This window comes from Kocuria sp. CPCC 205297 (genome assembly GCF_040981035.1).
Lineage (GTDB): Bacteria > Actinomycetota > Actinomycetes > Actinomycetales > Micrococcaceae > Kocuria > Kocuria marina.
Map to the genome: position 1 here is coordinate 279,533 of NZ_JAVKPY010000002.1, position 26,215 is coordinate 305,747.

At 69.1% G+C, this 26,215-nt stretch carries 23 protein-coding genes and 1 riboswitch; of the genes, 14 read left to right on the plus strand and 9 right to left on the minus strand.

The annotated features are described in order from the left end of the window. Positions 1-85: 85 nt before the first annotated feature. On the minus strand, positions 86-889 hold the full coding sequence (locus tag RF650_RS02880; RefSeq protein ID WP_239317336.1) for an IclR family transcriptional regulator: 804 nt from the start codon (positions 887-889) through the stop codon (positions 86-88). Between the two features lie 152 nt (positions 890-1,041). On the opposite strand from RF650_RS02880, the gene RF650_RS02885 reads away from it, so the two are divergent. The 6 genes from RF650_RS02885 (at position 1,042) to RF650_RS02910 (ending at position 6,419) form a co-directional block, all read left to right on the plus strand. After that, the gene (locus RF650_RS02885) at positions 1,042-1,836 is read left to right on the plus strand and encodes a CoA transferase subunit A (RefSeq protein ID WP_368814026.1); all 795 of its coding nucleotides are present in this window, start codon (positions 1,042-1,044) and stop codon (positions 1,834-1,836) included. Continuing rightward, on the plus strand, positions 1,833-2,510 hold the full coding sequence (locus RF650_RS02890; RefSeq protein ID WP_131332204.1) for a CoA transferase subunit B: 678 nt from the start codon (positions 1,833-1,835) through the stop codon (positions 2,508-2,510). Before RF650_RS02885 ends, RF650_RS02890 begins: the two co-directional genes overlap by 4 nt. Beyond that, positions 2,507-3,697, plus strand: a complete 1,191-nt coding sequence (locus RF650_RS02895; RefSeq protein ID WP_064846513.1) for an acetyl-CoA C-acetyltransferase — start codon at positions 2,507-2,509, stop codon at positions 3,695-3,697. Before RF650_RS02890 ends, RF650_RS02895 begins: the two co-directional genes overlap by 4 nt. A 150-nt stretch (positions 3,698-3,847) precedes the next feature. Continuing rightward, entirely contained in the window at positions 3,848-4,372 is a 525-nt protein-coding gene (locus RF650_RS02900; protein ID WP_368814027.1) for a DUF2243 domain-containing protein, read from the plus strand. Further along, positions 4,372-5,253, plus strand: coding sequence for a cytochrome c oxidase assembly protein (locus RF650_RS02905; protein ID WP_368814028.1), 882 nt, complete (start codon positions 4,372-4,374; stop codon positions 5,251-5,253). Before RF650_RS02900 ends, RF650_RS02905 begins: the two co-directional genes overlap by 1 nt. Positions 5,254-5,312: 59 nt before the next feature. Beyond that, positions 5,313-6,419 (plus strand): short-chain fatty acid transporter, encoded by a 1,107-nt coding sequence (locus tag RF650_RS02910; RefSeq protein ID WP_368814045.1) that lies wholly within the window; start codon positions 5,313-5,315, stop codon positions 6,417-6,419. 79 nt (positions 6,420-6,498) lie between these two features. Here the strand turns inward: RF650_RS02910 and RF650_RS02915 are convergent, their stop codons facing one another. Next, the gene (locus RF650_RS02915; RefSeq protein ID WP_368814029.1) at positions 6,499-7,263 is read right to left on the minus strand and encodes an NAD(P)-dependent oxidoreductase; all 765 of its coding nucleotides are present in this window, start codon (positions 7,261-7,263) and stop codon (positions 6,499-6,501) included. A 55-nt stretch (positions 7,264-7,318) separates the two neighbouring features. After that, positions 7,319-8,638, minus strand: coding sequence for an MFS transporter (locus tag RF650_RS02920; protein WP_368814030.1), 1,320 nt, complete (start codon positions 8,636-8,638; stop codon positions 7,319-7,321). 58 nt (positions 8,639-8,696) lie between these two features. Between RF650_RS02920 and RF650_RS02925 the strand changes: the two genes are divergently transcribed. Then, complete coding sequence (locus RF650_RS02925; RefSeq protein WP_368814031.1) at positions 8,697-9,452, plus strand: LysR family transcriptional regulator; 756 nt, start codon at positions 8,697-8,699, stop codon at positions 9,450-9,452. Here RF650_RS02925 and RF650_RS02930 read toward each other — a convergent pair. Together RF650_RS02930 and RF650_RS02935 are read right to left on the minus strand one after the other, a co-directional pair. After that, a complete protein-coding gene (locus RF650_RS02930; RefSeq protein WP_368814032.1) occupies positions 9,436-9,930 on the minus strand; it encodes an N-acetyltransferase family protein in 495 nt (164 codons plus the stop codon). The two genes, RF650_RS02925 and RF650_RS02930, sit on opposite strands and share 17 nt — an antisense overlap. After that, positions 9,927-10,556, minus strand: coding sequence for a TetR/AcrR family transcriptional regulator C-terminal domain-containing protein (locus RF650_RS02935; protein ID WP_206398715.1), 630 nt, complete (start codon positions 10,554-10,556; stop codon positions 9,927-9,929). The genes RF650_RS02930 and RF650_RS02935 overlap by 4 nt, the downstream gene beginning before the upstream one ends. 117 nt (positions 10,557-10,673) lie before the next feature. On the opposite strand from RF650_RS02935, the gene bioB reads away from it, so the two are divergent. The 4 genes from bioB (at position 10,674) to bioD (ending at position 15,508) form a co-directional block, all read left to right on the plus strand. Further along, positions 10,674-12,080, plus strand: a complete 1,407-nt coding sequence (gene bioB / locus RF650_RS02940) for a biotin synthase BioB (protein ID WP_368814033.1) — start codon at positions 10,674-10,676, stop codon at positions 12,078-12,080. 85 nt (positions 12,081-12,165) lie between these two features. Continuing rightward, entirely contained in the window at positions 12,166-13,524 is a 1,359-nt protein-coding gene (gene bioA, locus RF650_RS02945; RefSeq protein WP_368814046.1) for an adenosylmethionine--8-amino-7-oxononanoate transaminase, read from the plus strand. Beyond that, the gene (locus tag RF650_RS02950; protein ID WP_368814034.1) at positions 13,521-14,795 is read left to right on the plus strand and encodes an 8-amino-7-oxononanoate synthase; all 1,275 of its coding nucleotides are present in this window, start codon (positions 13,521-13,523) and stop codon (positions 14,793-14,795) included. Before bioA ends, RF650_RS02950 begins: the two co-directional genes overlap by 4 nt. Further along, positions 14,792-15,508 carry a dethiobiotin synthase gene (gene bioD / locus RF650_RS02955; RefSeq protein ID WP_368814035.1) on the plus strand — a complete coding sequence of 239 codons (717 nt, stop codon included), beginning with the start codon at positions 14,792-14,794 and terminating at the stop codon, positions 15,506-15,508. Before RF650_RS02950 ends, bioD begins: the two co-directional genes overlap by 4 nt. A gap of 20 nt (positions 15,509-15,528) precedes the next feature. Here the strand turns inward: bioD and RF650_RS02960 are convergent, their stop codons facing one another. After that, complete coding sequence (locus RF650_RS02960) at positions 15,529-17,055, minus strand: gluconokinase (protein WP_368814036.1); 1,527 nt, start codon at positions 17,053-17,055, stop codon at positions 15,529-15,531. A 265-nt stretch (positions 17,056-17,320) separates the two neighbouring features. On the opposite strand from RF650_RS02960, the gene ilvD reads away from it, so the two are divergent. From ilvD to RF650_RS02975, 3 genes are all read left to right on the plus strand, one after another. Further along, positions 17,321-19,159 (plus strand): dihydroxy-acid dehydratase, encoded by a 1,839-nt coding sequence (gene ilvD, locus RF650_RS02965; protein ID WP_098053526.1) that lies wholly within the window; start codon positions 17,321-17,323, stop codon positions 19,157-19,159. Positions 19,160-19,199: 40 nt separating this feature from the next. Next, positions 19,200-20,864 carry an amino acid permease gene (locus tag RF650_RS02970; protein WP_311254118.1) on the plus strand — a complete coding sequence of 555 codons (1,665 nt, stop codon included), beginning with the start codon at positions 19,200-19,202 and terminating at the stop codon, positions 20,862-20,864. Between the two features lie 130 nt (positions 20,865-20,994). Beyond that, on the plus strand, positions 20,995-22,485 hold the full coding sequence (locus RF650_RS02975) for a sodium:alanine symporter family protein (RefSeq protein ID WP_131332218.1): 1,491 nt from the start codon (positions 20,995-20,997) through the stop codon (positions 22,483-22,485). Positions 22,486-22,621: 136 nt separating this feature from the next. On the opposite strand, the gene RF650_RS02980 is transcribed toward RF650_RS02975, so the two are convergent. From RF650_RS02980 to RF650_RS02990, 3 genes are all read right to left on the minus strand, one after another. After that, positions 22,622-23,896 carry a hypothetical protein gene (locus tag RF650_RS02980; protein ID WP_311254119.1) on the minus strand — a complete coding sequence of 425 codons (1,275 nt, stop codon included), beginning with the start codon at positions 23,894-23,896 and terminating at the stop codon, positions 22,622-22,624. Between the two features lie 148 nt (positions 23,897-24,044). After that, entirely contained in the window at positions 24,045-24,536 is a 492-nt protein-coding gene (locus RF650_RS02985) for a CoA-binding protein (RefSeq protein ID WP_239317409.1), read from the minus strand. Then, positions 24,533-25,957, minus strand: a complete 1,425-nt coding sequence (locus RF650_RS02990) for an O-acetylhomoserine aminocarboxypropyltransferase/cysteine synthase family protein (protein ID WP_318541084.1) — start codon at positions 25,955-25,957, stop codon at positions 24,533-24,535. Before RF650_RS02990 ends, RF650_RS02985 begins: the two co-directional genes overlap by 4 nt. Positions 25,958-26,018: 61 nt before the next feature. After that, positions 26,019-26,116, minus strand: a riboswitch (SAM riboswitch). Positions 26,117-26,215 lie beyond the last annotated feature (99 nt).

The following is a 26,215-nucleotide window of genomic DNA, read 5'->3' on the forward strand; positions in this document are numbered from 1 at the left end:
CAACGCATGCGATATCGGGGCACAGATGTTCCGGGGTGCAAGGACGCGGGGTCTGACGGTACGGGACGACGCCGCTGCGTCCGGTTCACACGGTCGTGGCCCCCGCGCGCAGCGCCGTGGAGAGCTTGTGGGCCTGGTCCAGCAAAGCCGCCCCGAGACGGGGTCTGCGTTCCGCGGTGAACCGGGGTTCGATCCCCGTCAGGGAGAGTGCGTAGCGGGGTTGGCCGGTCGCGTCGAACACCGCGGCCGCCATGCCCCACGAGCCCTCCACAATACGTCCGGGGTTCAGGGACCAGCCGTCCTCCCGGACCTGGGCGACGAGGCGGCGGACGTGAGCGTCGTCGTGCTGTGGACCGAGGCGCGTCCGCTCCTCCCGGGTGTCCGCGAGGGCGGTCTCCAATTGGTCCGGGGGTAGGTGACCGAGGATCGCGAGTCCCGCGGAGGCCACGCCCAGGGGCAACCGCAGGCCCTCGTAGAGCACGTGCGAGCGCACCGGGAACGCCCCCTCCACCCGGGCCAGGCAGATGACCTCGTTGCCGCGGCGAGCGGAGAAGAACGCGGACTCGCCCGTGGCCTCGGCGAGCCGCTGCAGGCACGGGGTCGCGAGGTCCTGGGCGGGATAACGTTGGGCGGCCACCGTGCCCAGGATGTGCAGTTCGGGACCCAGGGCCCAGTTGCCGTCCTCCGTGCGGTCCACGAACCCCTCGGCGGCGAGCGCTGCGAGCAATCGGTGCGCGGTGGGCCGGGTCAGCCCCGTGCGGTGGGCGATGGCCGCGGTGGATCCGGCTGACTCCCCGGATGCCACGGCCTGCAGGATCGCGGCGATCCGGGAGACCACCTGCGTGCCCTGCGGGGAGGGCTGCGGGTTCCGGGATTTCTGCGGGGTCATGCACGCTCCTGCGTCGGGACGTTCACAATATGGACAGACTAGCGACAGTTTTTCAGATTGTGATCCCTTCACCGACGATTACGGGTGAAGCATTGACCAAAATGTGGTCACTTTCTAGCCTGAGAGGCAGATCACGCACTGGAGGGGTGACCATGTCCAAACTCAGGGACAACGTGGCCGAGTTGCTCGCCGAGACGCTGCGGGACGGGATGACCGTGGCGGTGGGCGGTTTCGGACTGTCCGGGATCCCGCGGGACCTCATCGAAGCGGTCCGGGACAACGGAGCCAAGGACCTGACCGTAGTGTCCAACAACATGGGCGTGGACGGCAAGGGGCTCGGTCTGCTGCTGGAGAACAAGCAGGTGAGTAAGGTGCTGTCCTCGTACGTGGGGGAGAACAAGGAGTTCGCCCGCCAGTACCTGGAGGGTGAGCTCGAGGTCGAGTTCAACCCGCAGGGCACGCTCGCCGAACGGCTGCGCGCGGGCGGTGCGGGGATCCCCGCGTTCTACACCGCCACCGGTGTGGGCACGCGCGTGGCGGAGGGGAAGCCCACCGCGGAGTTCGACGGGCGCACCTACGTCCTGGAACGCGGGATTGTCGCGGACATCGCCCTGGTGCACGCGTGGCGAGGGGACACGGACGGCAACCTGATCTACCGGCGGACCTCGCGCAACTTCAACCCGGTGTGCGCCACGGCCGCACGGATCACGTTTGCAGAGGTCGAGGAGATCGTGGCCCCGGGCGAGTTGGACCCGGACCACATCGTGACCCCCGGGGTCTTCGTGCAGCACGTGGTGCAGTACTCAGGGGCGCCCAAGGAGATCGAGCAGCGCACCACGCGACCGAGGCCCGCGGCGTCGTCGTCGGAGGGCGGAACGGACGTGCGGACCGGCGGTGGTGCCGTCCGAGGCACTGGCAACGGCGGAGCGGAAGGAGCGGTGGCATGAGCTGGACGCGTGATGAGATGGCGGCCATCGCGGCGTCGGAACTGCATGACGGCGACTACGTGAACCTGGGCATCGGGATCCCGACCCTCGTGGCGAACAACCTGCCCGAGGGCGTGAGCGTGGTGCTGCAGACCGAGAACGGGGCGCTGGGCATGGGCCCGTTCCCGTACGAGGGGGACGAGGACCCGGACCTGATCAACGCCGGGAAGCAGACGATCACCCTGCAGCCGGGGGCCGCGATCTTCGACTCCGCGATGTCCTTCGCGATGATCCGCGGTGGACACGTGAAGATGGCGATCCTGGGGGCCATGCAGGTCTCGCAGCGCGGCGACCTGGCCAACTGGATGATTCCCGGCAAGATGGTCAAGGGAATGGGCGGGGCCATGGACCTTGTGACCGGAGCACCTCGTGTGCTGGTCTTGACGGAACACGTCGCGAAGGACGGCTCCGCCAAGCTCAAGCGGGAGTGCGATCTGCCCCTGACCGGTGTCGGGGTCGTGGACCGCATCATCACCGACCTGTGCGTCTTCGACGTGGAGGAACACGGGCTGGTGTTGCGGATCCTCGCCCCGGGTGTGACCGAAGAAGAAGTAGCAGCCAAGACCGAGGCCGAATACCGGGTTGAGCTCGTGGACGTCACCCCGGACTCCGTGCCCGTACAGGAGGAGAAATGACAGAGAACGCCAATGACGTGGTGATCGTCAACGGAGCACGCACACCCCAGGGCAAATTGCTGGGCGCGCTCGCGGACCTGAGCGCCGTGGACCTGGGCGCGCACGCGATCAAGCACGCCGTGCAGCGCGCGGGGGTCTCCCCCGAGGACGTGGACTACGTCTATATGGGCAACGTGGTGCAGGCGGGCACCGGGCAGAACCCGGCCAAGCAGGCCGCGGTGAAGGCCGGACTGCCCAAGACCGTCCCGGCGGCGGCCCTGAACAAGGTGTGCCTGTCCGGTCTGGTGGCCGTCACGGAAGCGGCGCGAATGCTGCGCCTGGGTGAGGCGGACGTCGTCGTGGCCGGCGGGATGGAATCCATGACCAACGCGCCGCACCTGGCCCTGGGCGCCCGCAAGGGCAAGTCCTACGGGGACATGCGGCTCGCGGACTCGCTCGCCCACGACGGGCTCGTGGACGTCGAGAAGGGCGTGCCCATGGGTGAGCTCACCGAGTCCGGCAACGGCGAGCGTCAGATCGACCGCGCCGAGCAGGACGCGGTGGCCGCGCGCAGCCACCAACTCGCGGGCAAGGCCCAGCAGGACGGGATCTTCGCGGACGAGATCGCGCCCATCGAGGTGCCCCAGCGCAAGGGCGATCCGATCACGGTGTCAGAGGACCAGGGCGTGCGCCCGGATTCCACCGCGGAGGGCCTCGGCAAGCTGCGCCCCGCCTTCACGAAGGACGGCGCCATCACCGCGGGCAACTCGTCCCCCATTTCCGACGGCGCTGCGGCCCTCGTGCTGACCACGCGCGGCTACGCGGAGGAGCACGGACTCGAGTGGCTCGCCGTGGTGGGCAAACCCGGTCAGGTGGCCGGTCCGGATACCTCCCTGCACTCCCAGCCCTCCCGGGCCATCGAGCACGCGCTCTCGCGGTCCGACTGGACCCTGGAGGATCTGGACTTCATCGAGATCAACGAGGCGTTCGCGGCCGTGGCCGTGCAGTCGGTGCGCGACCTGGGCGTGGACCCCGAGAAGGTCAACATCCACGGTGGTGCGATCGCCCTGGGCCACCCCGTGGGGGCCTCGGGCGCGCGGATCGCGCTGCATGCCGCTTTGGAACTGGCGCGGCGTGGCTCCGGCAAGGCCGCCGTGTCCCTGTGCGGTGGCGGCGGTCAGGGTGAGGCGTTGTTGTTGAGCCGTTGAGCCGTTGAGCCTTGAAGGTGGGTCACGTCCGTCCCGGACTCGGGGCGGGCGTGATCCGCACCAGAGGCGGCCCGGCTCGAGCCGGCTGACCGGCCCGGGTGCTAGCCGGGGGCGGGCGGCCGGGGTGATCGAATGGATTCAGGAGGAACCATGGCGCACACGGCATCCACACCGGACTCGACATGGTCGGAGGGCCCTGGATCAGGGGGCGGGCCTGTTCCGGACCCCCGGCGCACCCGCAAGCGGGCGGCGCTGTCCGGGTTCCTGTTCGGATGCGGTATCGCCGCCTCCATGATCGACTTGTTCATCTTCCACCTGGGCCTGCAGTGGCACCACTTCTACGACCTTTCCACGCACGAGGTGGCTCTCGTGACGGACGGGTTCTTCCACGCCTTCGGGTGGTTCATCACCATCTGGGGTCTGTTCCTGCTCGCTGACGTGCGCCGACGGGGTGGGGTGCACTGGCCCCACTGGATCGGGGCCGTGATCCTGGGCGTGGGGACCTTCCAGCTCTTCGATGGCATCGTGGACCACAAGCTGCTGGGCATCCACCAGATCCGCTACGGGGTGGACATCCTGCCGTACGACCTCGTGTGGAACGGCACCGCGGTGATCCTCATGCTCATCGGGTTCGTGGTGCTGCGGCGCGGCGCGCGGGCCTATCGGACCCGCTGATGTCCTCGGACCACGCCCACCATGCGGATCACACCCGCCACTCGGAGACCGCCGCTGCTGTCGGATGGCCTGTGTTCGAGTGGCTGGTCGTGGTGGTGCTGGTGCTGGCTGCCGCGGGGTACGGGTGGTTGTTGTGGTCGGGCCGTCACAGGACGGGCCCGAGTCCGTGGCGTCCCGTGAGTTTCTACGTCGGCCTGCTGGGCGTGGGGGTGGGCCTCGTGGGGCCCCTCGCCCACGCCGGGCACACCAGCTTCACCGCTCACATGGTGGGGCACCTGTTGGTGGGCATGCTCGGACCCCTGCTGCTCGTACTGGGCACGCCCGTGCGGGTGGCGCTGCGCGGGCTGTCCACCGCCGGGGCGCGCCGGGTCTCGCGGGTGCTGCGGTTCCCGGTCGTCCGCTGGGTCACGCACCCCGTGGTGGCCGCGATCCTCAATGCCGGCGGGTTGTGGTTGCTCTACACCACCGCGCTGTTCCACTGGATGCACGCCTCCGCGTGGGGCCACGCGCTCGTCCACACCCACATCTTCCTGGCCGGCTACGTGTTCACGGCGGCCATCGCCGGACCAGACCCCGATCCGCATCGTTCGTCCTTCCGGGTGCGTGCCGTGGTCCTGGTGCTCTTCATCGCGGCGCACTCGGTCCTGGCCAAGTGGCTCTACGCGCATCCGCCCGCGGGAGTCGCGCCCCACGACGCCCACGTGGGCGCGCAGGTCATGTACTACGGCGGCGACGTCGTGGACGTCCTGCTGATCGTCCTGCTGTTCCTGGGCCACCACCGGGCCACGCGCCCGCGCCCGGCAACCGATCGCATGTACCCAACCCTGATCCAGATCGGAGAACCACCCGTGTCCCGCCACCACCGAGAGCCGTTGTCATGAGCACCCCGGGAACCCCGCAGGCCACCGCCACCCGGTCCGAACCGCCGCTGGCCCGCGTGATGCGGCCGCTCAACACCGCCGTGGAGAGGTTCATCCCCTCGGCGCTGATCTTCGCCATAGTCCTCACCGTCCTGGTGGCCCTCATGGCCCTGCTGCTGACCGATTCCGGGCCCGTGGCCGTGATCCAGGGATGGGGCACGGGACTGTCCGGGCTGCTGGAGTTCATGACCCAGATGGCGCTGGTGCTGTTGCTCGGTCATGCCCTGGCCAGTACCCGGCCCGTGCGCGCCAGTCTCGGCAAGTTGGCCTCGGTGCCCCGCTCACCCCTGCGCGCCTACGTCTTCGTGTTCGTCATCGCTGCGATGGCCTCGCTCATCACATGGGGTTTCGGCCTGGTGATCGGCGGTCTGCTCGCCCGGGAGGTCGCCGCGGAGTTCGCGCGCAGGCGCCAAGCCGTGAGCTTCCCGATGCTCGTGGCGTCCGGGTTCTCCGGGTTCGTGGTGTGGCACATGGGGTATTCGGGCTCCGGCCCACTGACCGCCGCGACCCCGGGCTCGTTCATCGAGAAGCAGGTGGGCCACATCATTCCCATCAGGGAGACCATTTTCTCGTGGTGGAACATCAGCGCGATCGTCGTCACCCTGAACATCGTGAACTGGATGTTCCTGGGGCTGATCTTCCTGTTGTCCCGCAACACGTTCGAGGTCATGGGCCTGGTCAAGAACGCCGCGTCGAACGTGGGGGACATCCTGCTGCAGTTCCCCCTGTACGCCGGGATCATGGGCATCATGACCGCCACGGGGCTGATCCAGGTGCTCTCCGACTCGATCGTCGCCGTGGCATCGCCCCAGACGCTGGGCCTGCTGGCCTTCCTGTCCGCAGGGCTGGTCAACTTCTTCGTCCCGTCCGGCGGCGGGCAGGTGGCCATCCAGGCACCCATCCTGTTGGACGCCGCCGCCCGCCTGGACGTGGACCCCTCCGTGGTGATCATGGCCGTGCCCTACGGCGATCAATGGACGAACATGATCCAGCCGTTCTGGGCCCTGCCGTTGCTGGCCATCGCGGGACTGAAGATCCGGGACATCCTGGGCTACACGACCGTGGTGTTGTTGGTCTCCGGGATCGTCTTCGCCGCCACCATGCTGGTCGTGGGCGCGGGGGTCTGAGCGCGTGTCGTGTTCCGGGCGCACCGCGGTCTCGGAGCACGACGGCGCTCGACGTCACCTCGCTGAGGTGGCCGGGGTGTCAGACCTCGTCCGGGTTCCAGCCCTGGACCTTGCCGTCCGGGGCCGCGTACTTCACGATCAGGCTGCAGTCCAGATCCCCGTACCCCTCGTCGATCAGGCGCTGGAAGCGCTGGGCCGCGAGTTCGGCCGCGGGGAGGTCCACGCCCGTCTGCTCACCGGCGGACATCGCGAGCCCCACGTCCTTGGCGGCCAGGACGGAACCCTCCGCACACGCTTCGAGATTGACGAAGAGCATCATGTTGTTCACGATCTTGGCCGATTGCCCCATGCCCGGCCCGCCGGTGTGCACGATCCGACCCGCCATGGGAGTGATGACCTGCTCGGCCCGGGCCACGGTGTCCTTGTCGCCCCCGATCATGAACGTGAGTGTTCCCGCCGCAGCACCGCTGATCCCGCCCGAGACCGGGGCGTCCACGAACGCGAAACCCTTCTCCGCTGCGGCCTTGTGCAGCTCCAGGGCGGTTTCCACGTCGATCGTGGAACTGTCGATGAGGAGGGCGTCCTTCGGGGCGAGCGCCAGGACGCCCTGGTCGCCGAGGTAGACGGCGCGGGAGTGCTCGCCCTTGGGCAGCATGGTGAACACCACCTCCGCACCCTCGAGGGCTTCGGCCATGGAGGAGAACGTCTCCACACCGCCGTCCCGCGCGGTGGCCATGGCCCGCTCGTCGAGGTCGAAGCCGCGCACGGTGTGACCCGCTTCGACCAAGTTCGCAGACATCGGGGATCCCATGTGGCCCAGTCCGATCCAGCTGATGACGGTCATGATGTCGATCCTTTCGTCGTGCCCCGAGGGTGTCGTCGGTCGCGCGTCGCGGGGTTCAGGCGCCGTGGTGCGCGGCGCGTTCTTCGTCCAGGCGGCGGCGATCGGCGTCGTCGACCGACTGCAGGGAAATCCCGCGGGTCTCACGCAGCGTGATCACGGCGAAGAGCGTGATCACGCACGCGATGGAGATGTAGATGGAGATGGGGACCCACGAGTCGAACTGGCGCAGCAGCGTCGTCGCGATGATGGGCGCAAGGGAACCCGCGATGATCGAGGTGACCTGGTAGCCCAGGGAGACGCCGGAGTAGCGCATGCGGGTGGGGAACATCTCGGCCATGATCGCGGGCTGACCGGCGTACATGAACGCATGGATCACGAGACCCACCACGATCGTGCCCAGGATGATCCACTCGTTGCGGGTGTTGAACAGCGGGAAGGCCGCGAATGCCCAGACGATGCCCAGCGCGGCCCCGGTGGCGTATACGGGACGCCGCCCGGCTTTGTCGGAGAGCCGGCCCACGAGCGGGACCACGATCGCATGGACGACGTGCCCCACCAACAGGAGCAACAGGATGTTCGAGGTGTTCATCTTCAACTGCGTGGACAGGTAGGTGATGGAGAACGTGACGACGATGTAGTAGAGGATGTTCTCCGCGAAGCGCAGGCCCATGGCGCCGAGCACGCCGCGGGGGTAGCGGCGGAACACCTCCGCCACGCCGTACGCCGCGCCCTTGGCCTCGATGATCTCCTGCTGGGTCTCCTTGAAGATCGCGGCATCCGTGACGTGGGTGCGGATGTAGTAGCCCACGGCCACGATCACCACGGAGAGCCAGAAGCCCACGCGCCAGCCCCACGACAGGAACTGTTCGTCCGAGAGCGTGCGGGACAGCACCAGGAGCACGACGGTGGCCAGGAGGTTGCCCAGGGGGACCGCGGCCTGGGGCCAGCTGGCCCAGAACCCGCGTTCCTTGTTGGGTGAGTGCTCGGCCACGAGCAGGACGGCGCCGCCCCATTCGCCACCCACGGCGAATCCCTGCGCGAACCGCAGGAAGACGAGCAGTGCCGGGGCCAGGTAGCCCACCTGGTGGAACGTGGGCAGGCAGCCCATGAGGAAGGTCGTGGCACCCACCAGGACGATGGCGACCTGCAGCAGGTGCTTGCGGCCGTACTTGTCACCGTAGTGACCGAAGACGATGCCGCCGAGCGGGCGGGCGATGAAGCCCACCGCGTAGACCAGGAACGCCTTGATGATGCCGTCCAGCGGGTTGCCGGTGTCTACGAAGAACAGGGGACCGAAGACCAGGGTCGAGGCGGTCGCGAACAGGAAGAATTCGTACCACTCGACCACCGTGCCGGCCATCGACGCCGCGACCACCTTCTTGAGGCCTCCGCGGGGCTGCTCGTTCGCGGCGGGTCCGGTGCCCGGCGGTGGGGTGGTCTGGTCCGTGGTGCGGCACGGTTCCTACTCGGGTGCCGCTGCCACTCAGGGGATCAGCCACACCACGGTGTCCCGCAGGATCGCGGCCCTCGAGAAGTCCGCGGGAGCCCGCCTGCTGGTCCGCTCGGACGGGGCGTGGGAGCCCACGGATCTGGGTCGACAGTTCGTGAGTGCCGCCGAGGGCATCGAGACGGCCCTGGATTCCCTCGCCCTGGAATCGGGCGGTGCGGGAGGCGGGGTGAAGGGGCTCGTGCGGGTCTTGGCCCCGGACGGCCTCGGCGGGATCGCCGTGGGTGAGGCCATGCGCAGGCTGTCCGAGACCCACCCCGGTGTGCGGCTCGAGATGATCAACGCGGCGCGTCGCCCGAGCGCCAACCTCGTGGGGATCGACGTCGCGGTGGTCGTGGGGCGCCCAGAGGTCTCCCGGAACGAGTCGTTCCACGTGGCGGACTACTTCCTGGGGCTCTACGCGTCCGCGGCGTACGTGGAACGCCACCCGGCCCTCGAGTCCCCGGCCCAATTGCAGGAGCACCCTCTGCTCTACTTCATCGAGTCCATGCAGGACGTCCCGGAGCTGATCGATCCCGTGCGGCATCTGCCGCGGATGCACCAGTCGATCGGGGCCACGTCCTCCATGGTGCACGTGGAGTTGACCCGGTCCGGGGCGGGTATCGGTCTGCTGCCGTGCTACCTGGCCGATCGCGCCGGGGTCCGCGCGCCAACGCACTCTCTCGCTAGCGCACCATCCTGAGCTCGCGCAGGTCCGACAGTCGCGGGTCCACCGTCTCGGTCCCGTCCGCGCGGAAGCCATTGCGCTCGTAGAACCGGATGGCGCGCGCATTGGCCGCGGCGACCCACAGCTGCGCGGGCTCGGCCCCCAGCGCGGCGTCCAGCAGCGCCTGTCCCGCTCCGCCGCCGTGGTGCTCGCGCAGAACGTACACCATGCGCAGCGCGGTCTCCCGCGCCGGTTGCGACTCCTCCGGTGCGCCGACCGCGGCGAAGCCCACGATCCGTCCGGCCACCTCCGCGACGCGCACCGCGCTCCGGCCGGCTTCATCGCGCAGCAGGCCGTCCCACATGGTGCGACGACGCCGCTGCGCCGTCTCGCCGTAGAAACGCTCCGGGAGCATGCCCGCGTACGTCTCACGCCAGGAACGCACGTGGACGGCCGCGAGGGCGGGAGCGTCGTCGGGCTCGGGGAGACGGATGGTGAAGGCGGGCCGTGTCATGGGTCGGACCTCTCGAGGGGCGCTGCCTCACGACCGAGGATCAGGGCCAATCCGGCCTCGAACCGTGGAGCGCTGTCAGTGGTGGGCAGCCCCATGGCCTCGCGGGTCTGCTGAGCGGTGACGGAGCCCAGTGTGAACCGGACCAGGGTCAGGGCCGTGTTCTCGGCGGTCCGCTGCGTGAGACCCGTGGCGGACAGGGCCGCGACGAGTAGCGGAACCGGCGGCAGGTCGAGCGGATCGAGGGCGTGGGCCACGCCGACGACCTCCGCGCCGTCGCGCACCGCGAGGATCAGCCGACGGAACTCCGCGGCAACCCGAGCGGGGTCGAGGTGGCCGGGCTCGGTGCGGCCGTCATCGGAGTGCCCCGGACCCGCCCCGTCGTGACCGGCCGAGCGGACGGCGCGGGGAATGGCGTCGTCGTGCACCGCGCGGTCGGCGGCGAGCGGTGCGACCATGCGCTGGGCGAGCACCGCCAGCAGCTCCTGCTTGTTGGCCACGTGCCAGTAGAGGGCGCCGGGCTGGACCTCGAGCTCCTTGGCGAGGCGGCGCATGGAGAGGTCACCCAGGCCGTAGCTCTGCAGGATGTGCCACGCGGCATCTACCACGTCATCGCGGTTCAGGGCCACGGTGCTCCTCTCGGGGTGCTCGGTCGGGTGCTGCGTGTGACTCTACCGATCGGCCGGTGCGGCGCGGGGCGGGCGTTGGAGAATTGACTTTCTTGAACGGCGTTCAATAATTGAACAATGTTCAAGAACCCTGCCGAGCTGGCCGAGCGCGTCCTCGCCGGCGACCCAGTGACCCCGGACGAAGCCCTCGAGCTGCTGCACACCGACGACCCCGGCATGCTGGACCTCGTGGCCGCCGCCGCACGGCTGCGCCGCGAACACTTCGGGATGACCGTGAAGGTGAACTACCTGGTCAACCTGAAGTCCGGGTTGTGCGCCGAGGACTGCGGCTACTGCTCCCAGCGCCTGAACTCCGGGACAGACATCCTCAAGTACTCGTGGCTGAGCCCCGAAAAGGCGGTGGAGCAGGCCGAGTACGGCATCCGCGGTGGTGCGAGCCGCGTGTGCCTCGTGGCGAGCGGTCGCGGCCCGTCCAACCGTGAGGTGGGCAACGTGACCCGCACGGTCGAGGCGCTGAAGGAGCAGCACCCGGATGTGGAGGTCTGCGCATGCCTGGGCCTGCTCAAGGACGGCCAGGCGGAGACGTTGAGCGGAGCGGGCGTGGACGCCTACAACCACAACCTCAACACCGCCGAGTCCCACTACGAGTCCATCTGCTCCACCCACACCTACCAGGACCGCGTGGACACCGTGGAGCGCGCGAAGGACGCCGGGCTCTCGCCGTGCTCCGGGCTGATCGTGGGTATGCGGGAGACGGACGAGCAGCTCGTTGAGGCGCTCTTCGCGCTGCGGGAGCTGGGCTCGGATTCCGTGCCGGTGAACTTCCTCATGCCCTTCGACGGCACGCCCCTGGCAGGCACGTGGCAGCTGAGCCCGCAGAAGTGCCTGAAGATCCTCTCCGTGGTGCGCTTCGTGTGCCCGGACAAGGAGATCCGCATGGCCGGTGGCCGCGAGATGCACCTGCGTTCGCTGCAGCCGCTCGCCCTGCACGTGGTCAACTCCCTGTTCCTGGGCGACTACCTCACCTCCGAAGGGCAGGCGGCCAAGGCGGACCTGGACATGATCGCGGACGCCGGCTTCACCGTTCTCGGCGCCGGTCCGGACCCGTCCCGGGACCGTCACGCCGGCCCGGCCGACGTGCAGGGCAGCGGTGCGGAGCAGGGCGCGGGGGAGCGGACGACGACGCCGTGCGGGTCCGCGTGCGGATCGGCCGCCGGTTCCGCGTCCGGTGACAATGCTGCGTCCGACGGTGAGTCCGCCTCTGCTGACGTGCCCCGAGGCGAGCCTGCCGAGGGGGTCGGCAGCGCCCCCGAGGACGGTTCCCCCATCGCCGGTGACTTGGCCCGCGGCGGCGCCGCGGCGTCGTCCGCACCGACCGGCGCCGCCATGTCTCCGGCCCTGGCGGCCCTGCTGGGCTCGGGCGACGGCCCCGAGCAGGACGAGGACGACACCAGGGTGAGGGTGGAGCTGAGCCCGACTGTGCGGCGTCGTGGTGCGGGCACGTCGGTGGCGCCGAATGCCTGAACCGGCACCGCAGATCACGCACGGCACCGCGCCCGCCGAGAGCAGCGGGGAGGCTTCTTGCCCCGCCGCGGGTGCCGTGGCAGAGATGGCAGAACAGGGTGACGACGCCGTGGAGCCCACCCGCCTCGCCGCTCGTGACCGCGGGCTGCTCTGGCACCCCTACGCACCGCTGGACGGACCCGCACCCCACGCGGTGCTGGCCGCGGAGGGCGTGACCCTGACCCTGGAGACCCCTGAGGGGGACCGGATCTGGGCGATCGATGGCATGGCCTCGTGGTGGTGCGCCGTGCACGGCTACCGCAACCCGGAACTGGACCGCGCCGCCATGGACCAGATCACGGAGTTCTCCCACGTGATGTTCGGGGGGCTCACGCACCGCCCGGCCGTAGAACTCGCGGAGCTGCTGGTGGAGGTCACCCCGCCCGAGCTGCAGCACGTGTTTTTCGCAGACTCGGGCTCCGTGAGCGTGGAGGTCGCGCTGAAGCTCGCGGTGCAGTACCAGGCGGCCCTCGGACGACCGGGGCGCCGTCGCATCCTCACGGTGCGCGGCGGCTACCACGGGGACACCACCGGGGCCATGAGCGTGTGCGACCCCGAGGGCGGGATGCACGCCGAATTCTCCGGGCTGGTGGCGGAGCAGCTGTTCGTGGCACCGCCTCCCGCGGCGTCGTCGTCGGGGGAGGATCACGAGTGGGTGGGGCCGGACGAGGACGTCGCGCGGTGGATCGCGGACGTGCGCGCCACGGCCCGGGCGCACCGGGACGAGCTCGCGGGCGTCATCGTGGAGCCCGTTCTGCAGGGAGCCGGCGGGATGCGCACGTATGACCCGCGCTGTCTACGAGCCCTGCGGGAGATCGCGGACGAGCTGGACCTCGTGCTCATCGCGGACGAGATCGCCACGGGGTTCGGACGCACCGGGCGGTGGTTCGCGTGCGAGTGGGCCGGGGTGGTCCCGGACGTGATGTGCGTGGGCAAGGCCCTGACCGGCGGATACATGACCCTCGCCGCTGTGCTGGTGTCCGGATCCGTGGGAACGGTCATCACGGCGTCACCGCAGCGTGCGCTCATGCACGGGCCCACGTTCATGGCCAACCCGCTCGCGTGCGCGGTGGCCCTGCAGTCCGTGCGGATGCTCCGGGACACGTGGCGCCGGGACATCACCCGGCTGGAAACCGCCTTCCGGGAGATCCTCCCCTCGGCCGCCGAACTCGACGCGGTAGAGGACGTGCGGGTGATCGGCGGGGTGGGTGTCGTGGAATTCCACCGGGCCCCGGACAATGCACGGTTGACGCGCGCAGCCCTCGAGCACGGGGTGTGGCTGCGGCCCTTCGGTCGGTTGCTCTACGCGATGCCGCCCTACATCTGTTCGGACGACGACTCCCGCCGCATCGCCCGCGCCGTCGTGCACGCGGCCCGGGACGTCACCGGGGAGGCCGGGGCATGAGCACGGAAACGGAGACGGCACTGGCAGGAGGCACCGCGGGACCCCTTGACGATTGGCTTCACGACCGGGCGCGGGAACGCGACGAACTGGGACTGCGACGTGAACTGCGGCCCATGCCTGGACCGTGTGTGGACCTCGCGTCCAACGACTACCTGGGCCTGTCGCGGGACCCCCGCGTCGTGGCCGCGGCGCACCGCGCACTGGACGGGTACGGGGCCGGTTCACGGGCGTCGCGGCTCGTCACGGGCACATTGCCCGTGCACGAGGAGCTTGAGCGCGCCCTGTGCGAGCTCACGGGTCAGCCCGCGGCCCTGGTCTTCTCGAGCGGGTACGCGGCGAACACGGGTGTGCTCACGGCGTTGGGAGATGTGGACACCCTCATCGTCTCGGACGCCCACGTGCACGCCTCCCTCGTGGACGGTGCCCGGTTGTCCCGCTCGCCCGTGCGGATCGCGCGGCACTCGGACGTGGCCCACGTGGAGCAGCTGCTGGCGGAGCGGTCGCAGTCGCGGGCGATCGTCGTCGTCGAATCCGTGTACTCGGTGTGGGGGGATCACGCACCGCTCGAGGCGCTGGCGCGGGTGTGTTGCGCGCACGATGCGTTGTTACTCGTGGACGAGGCCCATGGGATCGGGGTCGCCGGCCGTGGTCGCGGGCTCGTGCACGAACTCGGCCTCGCGGGCGCGCCGCACGTGGTCCTGACCGTGACGCTGTCCAAGGCGCTCGGCGCGCAGGGCGGGGCGGTGCTCGGGTCCGAGCTGCTGCGCGACCACCTGCTCAACCGTGCGCGCCCGTTCGTGTACGACACCGCCCTCGCACCGGCGAGTGCCGCGGCCGCCGCGGAGGCCGCCCGGATCGTCCTCGGGCGGCCCGAGCTTGCGGACCGGTTGCACGAGCGCGCGGCCTTCGTGGCCCGCGCGCTGGACGTGCCTCTCGCGCACGCTGCGGTGCAGTCGGTGCCCGTGGGATCGGCGGAACTCGCCGTGGACGCCGCCCGGACCCTGCGTGAGCGTGGGGTGGCGGTGGGATGCTTCCGCCCGCCGTCGGTGCCGGACGGCATCAGCAGGCTGCGTCTCACGGCGCGCGCGAACATGGAATTACAAGAATTGTCGGGGGCGGTGGATCGGGTGCGGGAGGTTCTGCGCGCTCTGGAGCCGTCCACGCCGGGAATGGGCGCCGGCCTCGGCCGGGTCGCGCCGTCGCGACCCGTTCCGGCCCCGGGCTCCGGCGCCGATAGAGGTACGCCATCCGTCCAGGAGGTCACCGCATGACTCGCAACCCACTCGCCCATGCGCCCCTTCCCCGTATCACCATCGTCACGGGGACGGACACGGACGTGGGCAAGACCTACACGACCGCGGCGCTCGCGGTGGCCGCATGGTCCTCCGGAGTCCAACGGATCGCGGTCTACAAGCCCCAACAGACCGGCGTGCGCGGGGACGATCCGGGGGACGTTGACGACGTCGCTCGGCTGGCTCATACCGTCGGCGTGCCGTCCGCGGCGCTCACCGTGGCGGAGGGACAGCGGCTCACCGAGCCCATGGCCCCGCCTCCCGCGGCGGCGATCGACGGGGTGGACCTTCTGTCGATCACCGCGCACGTGGAGCGGGTCATGGAATTACAGGAATCCCACGACCTCGTGCTGGTGGAGGGCAGCGGGGGAGTGCTCGTGGAGCTGGACGGGCAGCAGCACACGATCGCGGATCTGGCGCGGGAGCTGCAAGGCCGCGCGGGGGAGGACGTCGGGACGGTCGTGGTGACCCGCCCGGACCTGGGAACCCTGAACCACACCCTGCTGACCCTGGAGGCCCTGCACCACCGGGGCGTGCGGGTGTCGGGGGTCGTGCTGGGATCCTGGCCGGCTCACCCCGATCCGGTGCAGGAATCCAATCGGGACTACCTGGCGGACCTGCCGGATGTGAGCGGCCACCACATCCCCCTACTGGGCGCGGTCCCCGCGGGATGGAACGTTGGCGTGAGCTGAAGACGGCACATGGACGGGGCTCACGAGCCCTCCACCGCCGCCCCGTAGAGCCGCTCGAAACGGTCGTGGACACCCCGGTAGTACTCCTGTGCGGAATCGCGAGGGGTGTACGTCCCCGCGGGTTCCGGGGAGGAGCACTCCACGTCCGGCGCGAGTGACTCCAGCATGAGCAGGGCATTGCCGCGGCACGTGGACCGCTTGATGGTCTGGTGGATCACGGGGGTGCCCAGGTAGTCGCCCAGGATCTGCAACCAGGACGGCAACTCCTGGGTGACCCGGCCCGCCGCCACGATCCGCTCCACGTCCGTGGCGGCCCGTTCCAGCTCGTCCGACACCCTCCGGTAGGAACCAGCGATCCCCTCCAGCATCCCGCGCGCCATAGCGGAGGCATCCGTGGACGCTGACACATCTGCGAACACCGCCCGCGCACTGCCCGCCCACCCGGTGGAGCGTTCGCCGGTCAGGAAGGGGAGCACCCCGGGGGTGTCGGGGGAGGGATCCGCGGCGGCGATCTCGTCGAGTACGACGCCGTCGAGCGCGAGGGTGTCGAGCAACCAGCTCACGGCGCGGCCCACGTCGTTGAGGGCGCCGCCCAGCAGGCACCGGGAGGAGTCAATGCGGTAGCACCACAGCCCCGGCGGGATGTCCTGGGGGCGGTGGTGCAGCAGGACCCTCATGGCGCCGGAGGTCGCCGCAGACGCAACGATCGTGTGCTCGTCCGATCCGCCCACCCCCAGGTTGGCGCACAGCCCGTCCGCCACGGGCGCGAACCACTGCGCGTCCGCGAGCCCCTGCCAACGCGCGGTGCGCTCGGGATCCACGTCCGGCAGCGGTTCGTGGGGTTCGAGGACCGGGGAGAGCACGTCCGCGGTGATGCCGGCGGCCTTGAGCATCCGCCGATCCCAGTTGCCCGAACGGCGGTTGAGCAGCCCCGTCCACGCGGCGGTCGCGGTACCCGCGGCGGTGGTGCCGAGCAGACGCAACCACACGTACTCGCCGATGCTCAGCCAGCGCTCTGCGGCCTCGAAGTCCTCGGGGCGCGTTTCCGCGAGCCACCGGAACCGCGGGGCCAGGTAGCTCGTGTGCAGGCGCGCGCCCACGGTCTGCTGGACCTGCCGTTCGTCGAGTTCCTCGCGCATTTGTTTCAGCTGCGGCGCGCACCGTGAGTCGGCGTACGTGAAGCACTCGGTCACGGGGTCACCCTTCGCGTCCACACCCACCAGGGAGGACGCGAAGGAGTCCAGGCCGACGCCGCGCACCTGCCCCGCGAGCTCCGTCCGGTCGCACACCACGTCCAGGATCTCGCGGATCTCGTCCACCACCTGGTCCGGGTCGATCACGGAGGTGCCGTCCGCCGCGGTGGTGAACGCGTGGGGGATCTTGTGGCGGTACCCGCGCACGGGTGTCCCGGTGGCGTCATGCACGGAGCCGCGCGTGGCGGTGGAGCCGATGTCCAGGGTCATCACCAGGGGGTCCTGCGCCCGGTCCAGTTCCACGGCGAAGTCCACGCCGTCGTCCAGGCACGGTGTGTTCTTGTGCTTGCCCATCTGCGTCTTGCTCCCTCGCGGTTGTGCCGTCCTCCCAGTCTAGGGACGGGCCCGGTGCGCGCTCGGCGGACGACGGCGCCGGGGTCCGGGGCGCGCGGGACGGACGGCGGCGTCGTCGTCCTCTCGTCCCGAATGGTGAGACGGCTGTCTGCTATGTGAAAACTGTGTCGGGGTCACGCGTATCCTTGAGGGAACACTTTTTGCCGGGAGAACGGCGCATTTCGCGCCGTCCACATCCCGGTCCAGCCTTCGGGAAGGGGTCACAGTGCCGCAGCTACGTTCAGCAACGTCCACCACCGGTCGGAACATGGCGGGTGCCCGCGCCCTCTGGCGCGCCACCGGCATGGGCAGCGAAGACTTCGGCAAGCCGATCATCGCGATCGCGAACTCCTTCACGCAATTCGTCCCCGGCCACGTGCACCTGAAGAACATGGGGGAGCTCGTGGCCTCCGCGGTGCGCGAGGCCGGAGGCGTGGCCAAGGAGTTCAACACCATCGCCGTGGACGACGGCATCGCCATGGGCCACGACGGCATGCTGTACTCCCTGCCCTCCCGGGACATCATCGCCGACTCCGTGGAGTACATGGTCAACGCGCACTGCGCGGACGCCCTGGTGTGCATCTCCAACTGCGACAAGATCACCCCCGGCATGCTCATGGCCGCGCTGCGCCTGAACATCCCCGTGGTCTTCGTCTCCGGCGGCCCCATGGAATCCGGCGAGGGCGTGGAGGGCGTGGTGGAGCACCGCGTGGACCTCGTGGACGCCATGGCCCTGGCCGTGGACGAGTCCGTCACGGACGCGCAGCTGGCCCAGATCGAGGAGAACGCGTGCCCCACGTGCGGTTCGTGCTCCGGGATGTTCACCGCCAACTCCATGAACTGCCTGACCGAGGCGCTGGGTCTGTCCCTGCCCGGCAACGGCACCACGCTGGCTACGCACGTGAACCGCAAGCGGTTGTTCCTGGAGGCCGGGCGGCGGATCGTGGAATCCGCCAAGCGTTATTACGAGCACGACGACGACTCCGTGCTGCCCCGCAACATCGCCACCAAGGCAGCGTTCCGTAACGCCATGGCCCTGGACATCGCCATGGGTGGCTCCACCAACACGGTGCTGCACATCCTGGCCGCCGCGCAGGAAGCCGAGGTGGACTTCAATCTCTCGGACATCGACGCGCTGTCCCGGAAGGTCCCGTGCCTGGCCAAGGTGGCGCCGAACTCCACCAAGTATCACATCGAGCACGTCCACCGGGCGGGCGGCATCCCCGCGATCCTGGGTGAACTGCGGCGCGGCGGGCTGCTGAACGAGGACGTCCACACCGTCCACTCGCAGACCATGGGCGAGTGGCTGGACGAGTGGGACATCCGCTCGGGCAAGGCATCCGACGCCGCCAAGGAGTTCTTCCTGGCGGCACCGGGCGGCGTGCGCACCACCCAGGCGTTCTCGCAGGCCAACGAGTACGAGGACCACGACGTGGACGCCGCCGAGGGCTGCATCCGCTCCGTGGAGCACGCCTACACCAAGGAGGGTGGGCTCTGCGTGCTGTTCGGCAACATCGCCGAGGACGGCGCGGTGATCAAGACCGCCGGGATCGACCCCGACCTGTTCCACTTCACCGGCCGGGCCTTCGTGGTGGAGTCCCAGGACGAGGCCGTGCACGAGATCCTCTCCAAGAACGTGAAGGAGGGGGACATCGTCGTCATCGCCTACGAGGGACCCAAGGGCGGACCGGGCATGCAGGAGATGCTGTACCCCACGAGCTACCTCAAGGGCCTGGGGCTCGGCAAGAAGTGCGCGCTCATCACGGACGGCCGCTTCTCCGGGGGCACCTCCGGGATCTCGATCGGCCACATCTCCCCGGAGGCAGCGGCCGGCGGTGCCGTGGGTCTCATCGAGCACGGTGACGAGATCGAGATCGACGTGGAGAACCGCGTGCTGCGGGTCAACGTGGACGACGCCGAGCTCGCGCGCCGTCGCCAGGAGAAGGGTGACGCCCCCTGGAAGCCCACCAAGCCGCGTGAACGTCGCGTGTCCAAGGCGCTGCGGGCGTACGCTTCCATGGTGACCTCCGCGGACAAGGGCGCAGTGCGCGTCGTGGAGGACTGAGGACGGTCCCACCCGGGCGGTCAGGACGAAGGGAACAGATATGTCCCAGAACGGCCCGCGGTTGACCGAGGTCCAGGAGAAACACGTCCTGCAGCGGCGCTTCGAGGACGAGACGGCGGGGTTCCACAAGGGGCTGGGCGCTCGCCAGTTGCAGATGATCGCGATCGGCAGCGCGATCGGGACCGGGCTGTTCCTGGGCGCCGGTGGCCGGTTGGAGCAGGCCGGTCCGTCCCTGTTCCTGCTGTACGCGGTGTGCGGTTTCTTCGCCTACCTGATCCTGCGCTCACTGGGCGAACTCGTGGTGCACCGGCCGTCCTCCGGCTCGTTCGTCTCCTACGCCCGTGAGTTCTACGGCGAGAAGGCCGCGTATGTCTCCGGGTGGTTGTATTGGCTGAACTGGGCCATGACGGCGGTCGCGGACGCCACGGCCATCGCGATCTACATCAAGTGGTTCGGTCAGTACAGCGCGTTCGTGGCGGGGATCCCGCAGTGGATCCTCGCGTTGATCGTGGTGGTCCTAGTGGTGTTGCTGAACCTGGTCTCGGTCAAGGTGTTCGGCGAGCTGGAGTTCTGGTTCTCCCTGATCAAGGTCCTGGCCCTGGTGGTCTTCCTGGTCATCGGCACGTTCTTCGTGCTGTTCGGCACGCCCACCGGTTCCGAGGTGGGGTTCTCCCTGATCCGGGACAGCGGGGGCCTCTTCCCGTCCGGCGTGCTGCCGGCACTCATCGTGGTGCAGGGTGTGGTGTTCGCGTACGCCGGCATCGAGCTCGTGGGCACCACGTCCGGGGAGACCCGCAACGCGGAGAAGGTCATCCCCCGGGCCATCAACACGGTGATCCTGCGGATCGCGGTGTTCTACGTGGGCTCCGTCCTGCTGTTGTGCCTGCTGTTGCCCTACACCGCCTACAGCGCCACCGAGAGCCCGTTCGTCACGTTCTTCTCGTCCATTGGCGTGGACGCGGCGGGGCCCATCATGCAGCTCGTGGTGATCACCGCGGCGCTGTCCTCGCTCAACGCAGGCCTCTATTCCACCGGGCGCATCGTCCATTCCATGGCGCAGGCCGGTTCCGCCCCGAGGTTCACGGGCAAGCTGTCCGCGTCCGGCGTGCCCTACGGCGGCATCCTGTTGACCGCCGGGGTGGCCGTGCTCGGCGTGGGGCTGAACTTCGTGGTCCCGGAGCAGGCGTTCGAGATCGTGCTGAACCTCGCGGCACTGGGCACCATGGCGGGCTGGGCCGCGATCTCGCTGTCCCACCAGCGATACGTCTCCCTGGCGCGGAAGGGCTTCTACAACCGCCCGAGCTACCGGGCGCCGCTGGCGCCGTTCACCAACTGGCTGACCATGTTCTTCCTCGCGGGGGTCCTTGTGCTGATGGCCGTGGACTACCCCGTGGGCACCTTCACCCTGGCGTCCTCCCTGGTGCTGATCCCGATCCTGGTGATCGGGTGGTTCATGGTGCGGGGCAGGGTGCGCGAGATCGCCGCCGAACGCGAGGGCTTCACGGGGGCGTTCCCGGTGCTCGCGGAGCGGCCCGCGGTGGGCGCGTTCCGCCCGGTGGGCCGGGAGAACTCCACGGGTTCCGGGTCCACCACGTCCACGGCATCCCTGCATCGGGCCCCGGGGCCGGGTTCCACCGCCGGTGCCCCGACGCCGCCCCCGGGACACCAGGGTCCGGGGCACCAGGGCCCGGACACGTCCCGCTGACACCCGCACGGGGCCCTGTTTCCGCTACTGTGACCTAGATCAGTGCAACAGCACACATCAGTCACCCGGTTCCCCGCTGCCCATCGCGCAGCGGCCGGAACCGTCTTGAGGCAGAATTCCGGGGAATCACATGGATGCGTTGACAGAACTCGTGGGAACGCTGGGCGGTTACATCTGGTACGTCGTCTTCGCGATCCTGATCGGTGTGGGGTTGTACCTGACCATCCGTACCAAGGCCATTCAGCTGCGCGGGATCCCCGAGATGTTCAGGGTGCTCACCGATCCGCCCGGTGACGCCGAGAACGGCCGGAAGGGCATCTCCTCGTTCCGCGCGTTCACGGTCTCCGCGGCCGCTCGCGTGGGCACGGGCAACATCGCCGGTGTGGCCATCGCCATCAGCCTGGGTGGGCCCGGTGCGGTGTTCTGGATGTGGGTCATCGCCGCGATCGGCGCGGCCAGCGCGTTCGTGGAGTCCCTGCTGGGGCAGCTGTACAAGGTCAAGACTGGCGACGGCTACGTTGGCGGTCCCGCGTACTACATGGAGCGCGGGCTCAACAAGCGCTGGATGGGTCTGCTGTTCGCGGTCATCATCACCGTGACCTACGGTTTCGTGTTCAACTCCGTGCAGTCCAATTCCATCGTGGACGCCGTGAGCGGGTCCTTCGACGTGGACATCACCAACGGCCAGGGCATGTGGATGCGCGTGGTCCTGGGTCTCGCGCTCGTGGTCATCACCGCGGCCGTGATCTTCGGCGGCATCCGCTCCATCTCCTCCGTGACGCAGATCCTGGTCCCCGTCATGGCCGTGCTGTACCTGGTCCTGGGGCTGCTCGTGATGGTCCTGAACATCACCGCGGTCCCCGGCATGCTGCTCATGATCGTGGAGGGCGCGTTCGGCATCCGCGAGTTCGTCACGGGCAGCGTGCTCGGTGTGATCATCCAGGGTATGAAGCGCGGTCTGTTCTCCAACGAGGCCGGCATGGGTTCCGCGCCCAACGCCGGTGCGACCGCCTCCATTTCCCACCCGGCCAAGCAGGGTTTCGTGCAGTCCCTGGGGGTGTTCTTCGACACCATGCTCGTGTGCTCGATCACCGCGTTCATCGTGCTGCTCTCCAACCCCACGTTCGGCGACGAGCGCCAGGGTGCCTCCCTCACGCAGAGCGCCCTGGGCATGCAGCTGGGTGACTGGGCCGTGCACTTCCTGACCGTGGCGATCTTCCTGTTCGCGTGGTCCTCGGTGATCGGCAACTACTACTACGGCGAGTCCAACATCCGCTTCATGACCAAGTCCCGTGCGGCCATGAACATCTACCGCTTCGCCGTGCTCGTGTGCGTGTTCCTGGGTGCCATGCTCGCGCTGGACCTCGTGTGGTCTCTCGCGGACCTGTTCATGGCTTTCATGGCCACGCTGAACCTCATCGCGCTGTGCATGCTCGCGGGTGTCGCCGCCAAGGTGCTGGCCAACTACATGGAACAGCGCAAGGCCGGGGTGGAGCCCGTGTTCAAGGCCGGGGACGTCCCCGGGATCACCGGTCTCTCCGCCTGGGACGGCACGGACACCGTCACACTCCCCGTGTTCTGGGAACAGCGCGCCAACCAGAAGAACGGGGCGCGCCGCTGAGCAACCCGTACGCGGCGTCGTCGTCCCCGGCTCTTTGCAGGGGCGACGACGCCGCTGTCGTTCCCGCGCACGCACGTCACCGTGCGTGGCGGGCGCGCGGACGACGCCGCTCGCGGGGACCGCTCGACGGCTGCGCTCAGCGGCGCTCGGGCGAGGGGATCGGGGAGTCGCCCGAGCCGTCCGCGAGATCCTGCTGGACCTGGGTGTCGATCGCGCCGGTGAGGGCGTCGTCGTCCGCGGGGGAATCGTGGGTCGCGTCCCGGAGCTGGTGCTCGTTGAACTCGGAGAACTCCTTGTCCTGCGCGCGACGCTTGGTCAGCAGGGCGCGGATCCGGTTGCGGCGCCCGGCCTCCACGCTGATGTCCTCGCGGTGACGGAACCACCACCACAGCATGACGACCACCAGGACCATGCCCACGTACCCGATGATCGGGTAGACCACGCTCATCAGGGTGCCGAAGCCCGCAAGGCTCACCACGTAACCCACCGCGCACAGGCCCAGGAAGATCGGGACGTAGCGGTGGCGGTGGTTCACGGTGACCCGGCGACCCAGGGCGTAGAACATGCTGATGGTCGTGTTGTAAATCATCACGAACGTCACCACAACCATCCCGAGTGCGGCCCACGGGTGCATGGTTTGGAAGAGCTGGAGCATGGGCACCTCGGAGCCGCCCACGGCATCGAAGTTCACGAGTAGGGCGAAGGCGTTCATGGCCAGCAGAACGGTGTAGACCACGCCGCCCAGCAGCCCGCCCCAGCCGGCATCGCGCGGGTTGAGGGCGTTGCCGCCGATTACCAGGGACATGGACACGCCCAGCATCAGGGCCATGCACGTGTAGTTGATCGCGGACAGCCACCACGGGCTCACGGGGGAGTCCGCCTGCACCGCGAGCTCGTGCAGCGATCCGAGATCCACGGGAAGCTTGGTCAGGGTGTAGCCGAAAGCCACGATCACGGCCACGAAGATCGCCGGGGTGACCGCCGAGATGATGTTGGTGACCTTGTTGACGTTGAGCAGCCCCGTGACCATCACGAGCACCACCATGATGGCCGAACCGATCCATGCGGGCAGCCCGAACTGTTGTTCCAGTGTGGAACCCGCACCGGCGAGCATCACGATGCCCATGGCCAGCAGGGTCAGGCTCACCGCGATGTCCAGGAACCGGGACACCACGGGAGAGGACACGGACCGGAAGACCCGGCGGTGTTCGTCCGCCAGGAAGTAGCTGCCGATGTGGATGATCACGGCACCCGCGGCGATCATCAGGATCCCCGAGACCACCGAGCCGGCCAGCCCCCAGACACCGAACGAGATGAAGTACTGGATGACTTCTTGACCGGTGGCGAAACCGGCACCCACCAGCAGGCCCACGAAGGCCAGGGTGACTTGCAGGGTTTTCTTGGCGGACACGGGAGCAACTCCTCGGGGGTCGGACGGTTCTCATGTGGCTCGGATCACATCCTGGGCCTTCTCCACCGGTCAAGCATAGGGAGTGGGCTCCTCCGCGCCACGGGACAGCGTCCGGCCTGCGACGTGATGTTGCCGACACCTCCCGATCTCAGGCCAGGACCTGGCGCTTCGAGGAGATCACTCCGGTGTTGAACCCGGCCAGGTGGAGACCGCCGTGGAAGCGCGCGTGCTCGATCTTCACGCACTGGTCCATCACCACGTCCAGCCCGGCGTCCTCTGCGATGGCCGCCGCTTCCTCGTTCCACGAGCCCAGCTGCAGCCACAGGGTCTTGGCGCCCACGGCCACGGCCTCCCGTGCCACGCCGGGCAGGTCCGCGTCCTTGCGGAACACGTCCACGAGGTCCGGGACCTCGGGCAGCTCCGCAAGCGACGGGTAGACCTTCTGGCCCAGCACCTCGTCCAGCGCGGGGTTCACGAAGTACACGCGGTACGGGCTCGACGACTGCAGGTACGTGGCCACGAAGTAGCTCGCGCGGGACGGCTTGTCGGACATTCCCACGATCGCGATCGAGCGCGTGCCCCGCAGGATGCCGAGCCGTTCGGGGGCGCTGGGGCCCACCCAGGTGCGTTGCGTGCTCATGCCTGTTCTCCTTCGGCTCCGGGCAGCGCGCAGGCCGCCGCACTGTTGTCCTGGTCCAGGGTGGTGCGCGCCGCGTCCGTGAGCGCGGCGGAGGGGGCGACGACGCCGCCGTCCCGGTTCCTACCGCTGGCTGCGCTCAGTGCCTGGTCCAGGTCCCACAGGATGTCCGCGGCGTCCTCGAGACCCACGGAGATCCGGATCAGGTCCTCCTTGACCCCGCCCGCGGCGAGCTGTTCGGAGCTCAACTGCTGGTGGGTCGTGGATGCGGGGTGCAGCACAAGGGTGCGGGCGTCCCCGATGTTGGCCAGGTGTGAGGCCAGTTGCAGGCTCCCGATGAATCGGGCGCCCACCTCACGGCCGCTCAACTCGTCCGTGCCGGCCACACCGAAGGCGAAGACGGATCCGATGCCGTGGGGCAGGTACTTCTGCGCGCGTTCGTGGTGGGGGTGGCCCTCGAGTCCCGCGTAATTGACGTAGGAGATGCGTGGATCCGTGGCGAGCCACTGCACGACCTCCTGCGCGTTGGCCACGTGGGCGTCCATGCGCTGGGGGAGGGTCTCCACACCCTGCAGCAGGTTCCACGCGGCCTGCGGGGTCAAGGACGGCCCGATGTCCCGCAGCTGCTCCGAACGCAGTTTGGTCAGGAACCCGTACTCACCGAAGTTCCCCCACCACGTCACGTTGTTGTAGGAGGGAACCGGTTCGGTCATGGCCGGGAACTTCCCGTTGCCCCAGTCGAAGCGGCCGGATTCGACCACCACGCCACCCAGGGTGTTGCCGTGCCCGCCCAGGAACTTGGTGATCGAGTGGATCACGATGTCCGCGCCGTGCTCGAACGGGCGGCACAGGTACGGGGTGTTGAGCGTCGCGTCCACGATCAGCGGGACACCCGCCTCGTGGGCCACCGCGGCGAGCCCCTCCAGATCGGCGATCTCACCGGAGGGATTGGCCACGAGCTCTGTGTACACGGCCTTGGTGTGCTCGGTGATCGCAGCCTTGTAGTCCGCCGGGTCGGTCCCGGGGACGAAGGTGGTCTCCACACCGAAGCGACGCAGGGTCACGTCCAGCTGGGTGACCGTTCCGCCGTAGAGCTGGGACGAGGCCACCACGTGGTCACCCTGGCCACACAGCGCGGCGAACGTGATGAACTCAGCGGCCATCCCGGAGGACGTGGCGACCGCCCCGATCCCGCCCTCGAGGGAGGCGATGCGCTCTTCCAGGGCCGCCACGGTGGGGTTGCCGATGCGCGAGTAAATGTTGCCGTACTTCTGCAGCGCGAACAGGTTGGCGGCGTCGTCGGCGTCCTTGAAGACGAACGAGCTGGTCTGGTAGATGGGCACGGAGCGGGCGCCGTGCTCGGCGTCCGGGGTGCCGCCGGCGTGCAGGGCGCGGGTGCGGAAACCGAACTGGTGCTCGGCCATGGATGTCCTCCTCGTCGGCCGGGTACGGCTCCCGTCCGACAGCTGCCCGGGGCCGCGCAGCACTCCATCGGTCCTGGCGGTAGCACCGTGCAGTTGGCCGAGCACTGCGGGTTGCTGCGGCGTCATGGATCCAGGTCTCTCGGCCGCTCGGGATGGTGCGCCTATTGTGTCGCGCGCGTGGGTGACGAGTTGAGCCCCCGATAGTGGTGTAGCGCGGTGGTCTTGCTCGTCGTTGCCGACGAGAGCGCGGCCACCGTG

What these genes read in the sequence shown, in the direction of transcription:
- bioB (WP_368814033.1), top strand. Translation starts at nt 10,674, where the DNA reads ATGTTCAAGAACCCTGCCGAGCTGGCCGAGCGCGTCCTCGCCGGCGAC.
- RF650_RS02950 (WP_368814034.1), top strand. Translation starts at nt 13,521, where the DNA reads ATGAGCACGGAAACGGAGACGGCACTGGCAGGAGGCACCGCGGGACCC.
- RF650_RS02975 (WP_131332218.1), top strand. Translation starts at nt 20,995, where the DNA reads ATGGATGCGTTGACAGAACTCGTGGGAACGCTGGGCGGTTACATCTGG.
- RF650_RS02905 (WP_368814028.1), top strand. Translation starts at nt 4,372, where the DNA reads ATGTCCTCGGACCACGCCCACCATGCGGATCACACCCGCCACTCGGAG.
- RF650_RS02970 (WP_311254118.1), top strand. Translation starts at nt 19,200, where the DNA reads ATGTCCCAGAACGGCCCGCGGTTGACCGAGGTCCAGGAGAAACACGTC.
- RF650_RS02985 (WP_239317409.1), bottom strand. Translation starts at nt 24,536, where the DNA reads ATGAGCACGCAACGCACCTGGGTGGGCCCCAGCGCCCCCGAACGGCTC.
- bioD (WP_368814035.1), top strand. Translation starts at nt 14,792, where the DNA reads ATGACTCGCAACCCACTCGCCCATGCGCCCCTTCCCCGTATCACCATC.
- bioA (WP_368814046.1), top strand. Translation starts at nt 12,166, where the DNA reads ATGGCAGAACAGGGTGACGACGCCGTGGAGCCCACCCGCCTCGCCGCT.
- RF650_RS02960 (WP_368814036.1), bottom strand. Translation starts at nt 17,055, where the DNA reads ATGGGCAAGCACAAGAACACACCGTGCCTGGACGACGGCGTGGACTTC.
- RF650_RS02895 (WP_064846513.1), top strand. Translation starts at nt 2,507, where the DNA reads ATGACAGAGAACGCCAATGACGTGGTGATCGTCAACGGAGCACGCACA.
- RF650_RS02890 (WP_131332204.1), top strand. Translation starts at nt 1,833, where the DNA reads ATGAGCTGGACGCGTGATGAGATGGCGGCCATCGCGGCGTCGGAACTG.
- RF650_RS02910 (WP_368814045.1), top strand. Translation starts at nt 5,313, where the DNA reads ATGCGGCCGCTCAACACCGCCGTGGAGAGGTTCATCCCCTCGGCGCTG.
- RF650_RS02900 (WP_368814027.1), top strand. Translation starts at nt 3,848, where the DNA reads ATGGCGCACACGGCATCCACACCGGACTCGACATGGTCGGAGGGCCCT.
- RF650_RS02915 (WP_368814029.1), bottom strand. Translation starts at nt 7,263, where the DNA reads ATGACCGTCATCAGCTGGATCGGACTGGGCCACATGGGATCCCCGATG.
- RF650_RS02885 (WP_368814026.1), top strand. Translation starts at nt 1,042, where the DNA reads ATGTCCAAACTCAGGGACAACGTGGCCGAGTTGCTCGCCGAGACGCTG.
- RF650_RS02930 (WP_368814032.1), bottom strand. Translation starts at nt 9,930, where the DNA reads ATGACACGGCCCGCCTTCACCATCCGTCTCCCCGAGCCCGACGACGCT.
- RF650_RS02990 (WP_318541084.1), bottom strand. Translation starts at nt 25,957, where the DNA reads ATGGCCGAGCACCAGTTCGGTTTCCGCACCCGCGCCCTGCACGCCGGC.
- RF650_RS02880 (WP_239317336.1), bottom strand. Translation starts at nt 889, where the DNA reads ATGACCCCGCAGAAATCCCGGAACCCGCAGCCCTCCCCGCAGGGCACG.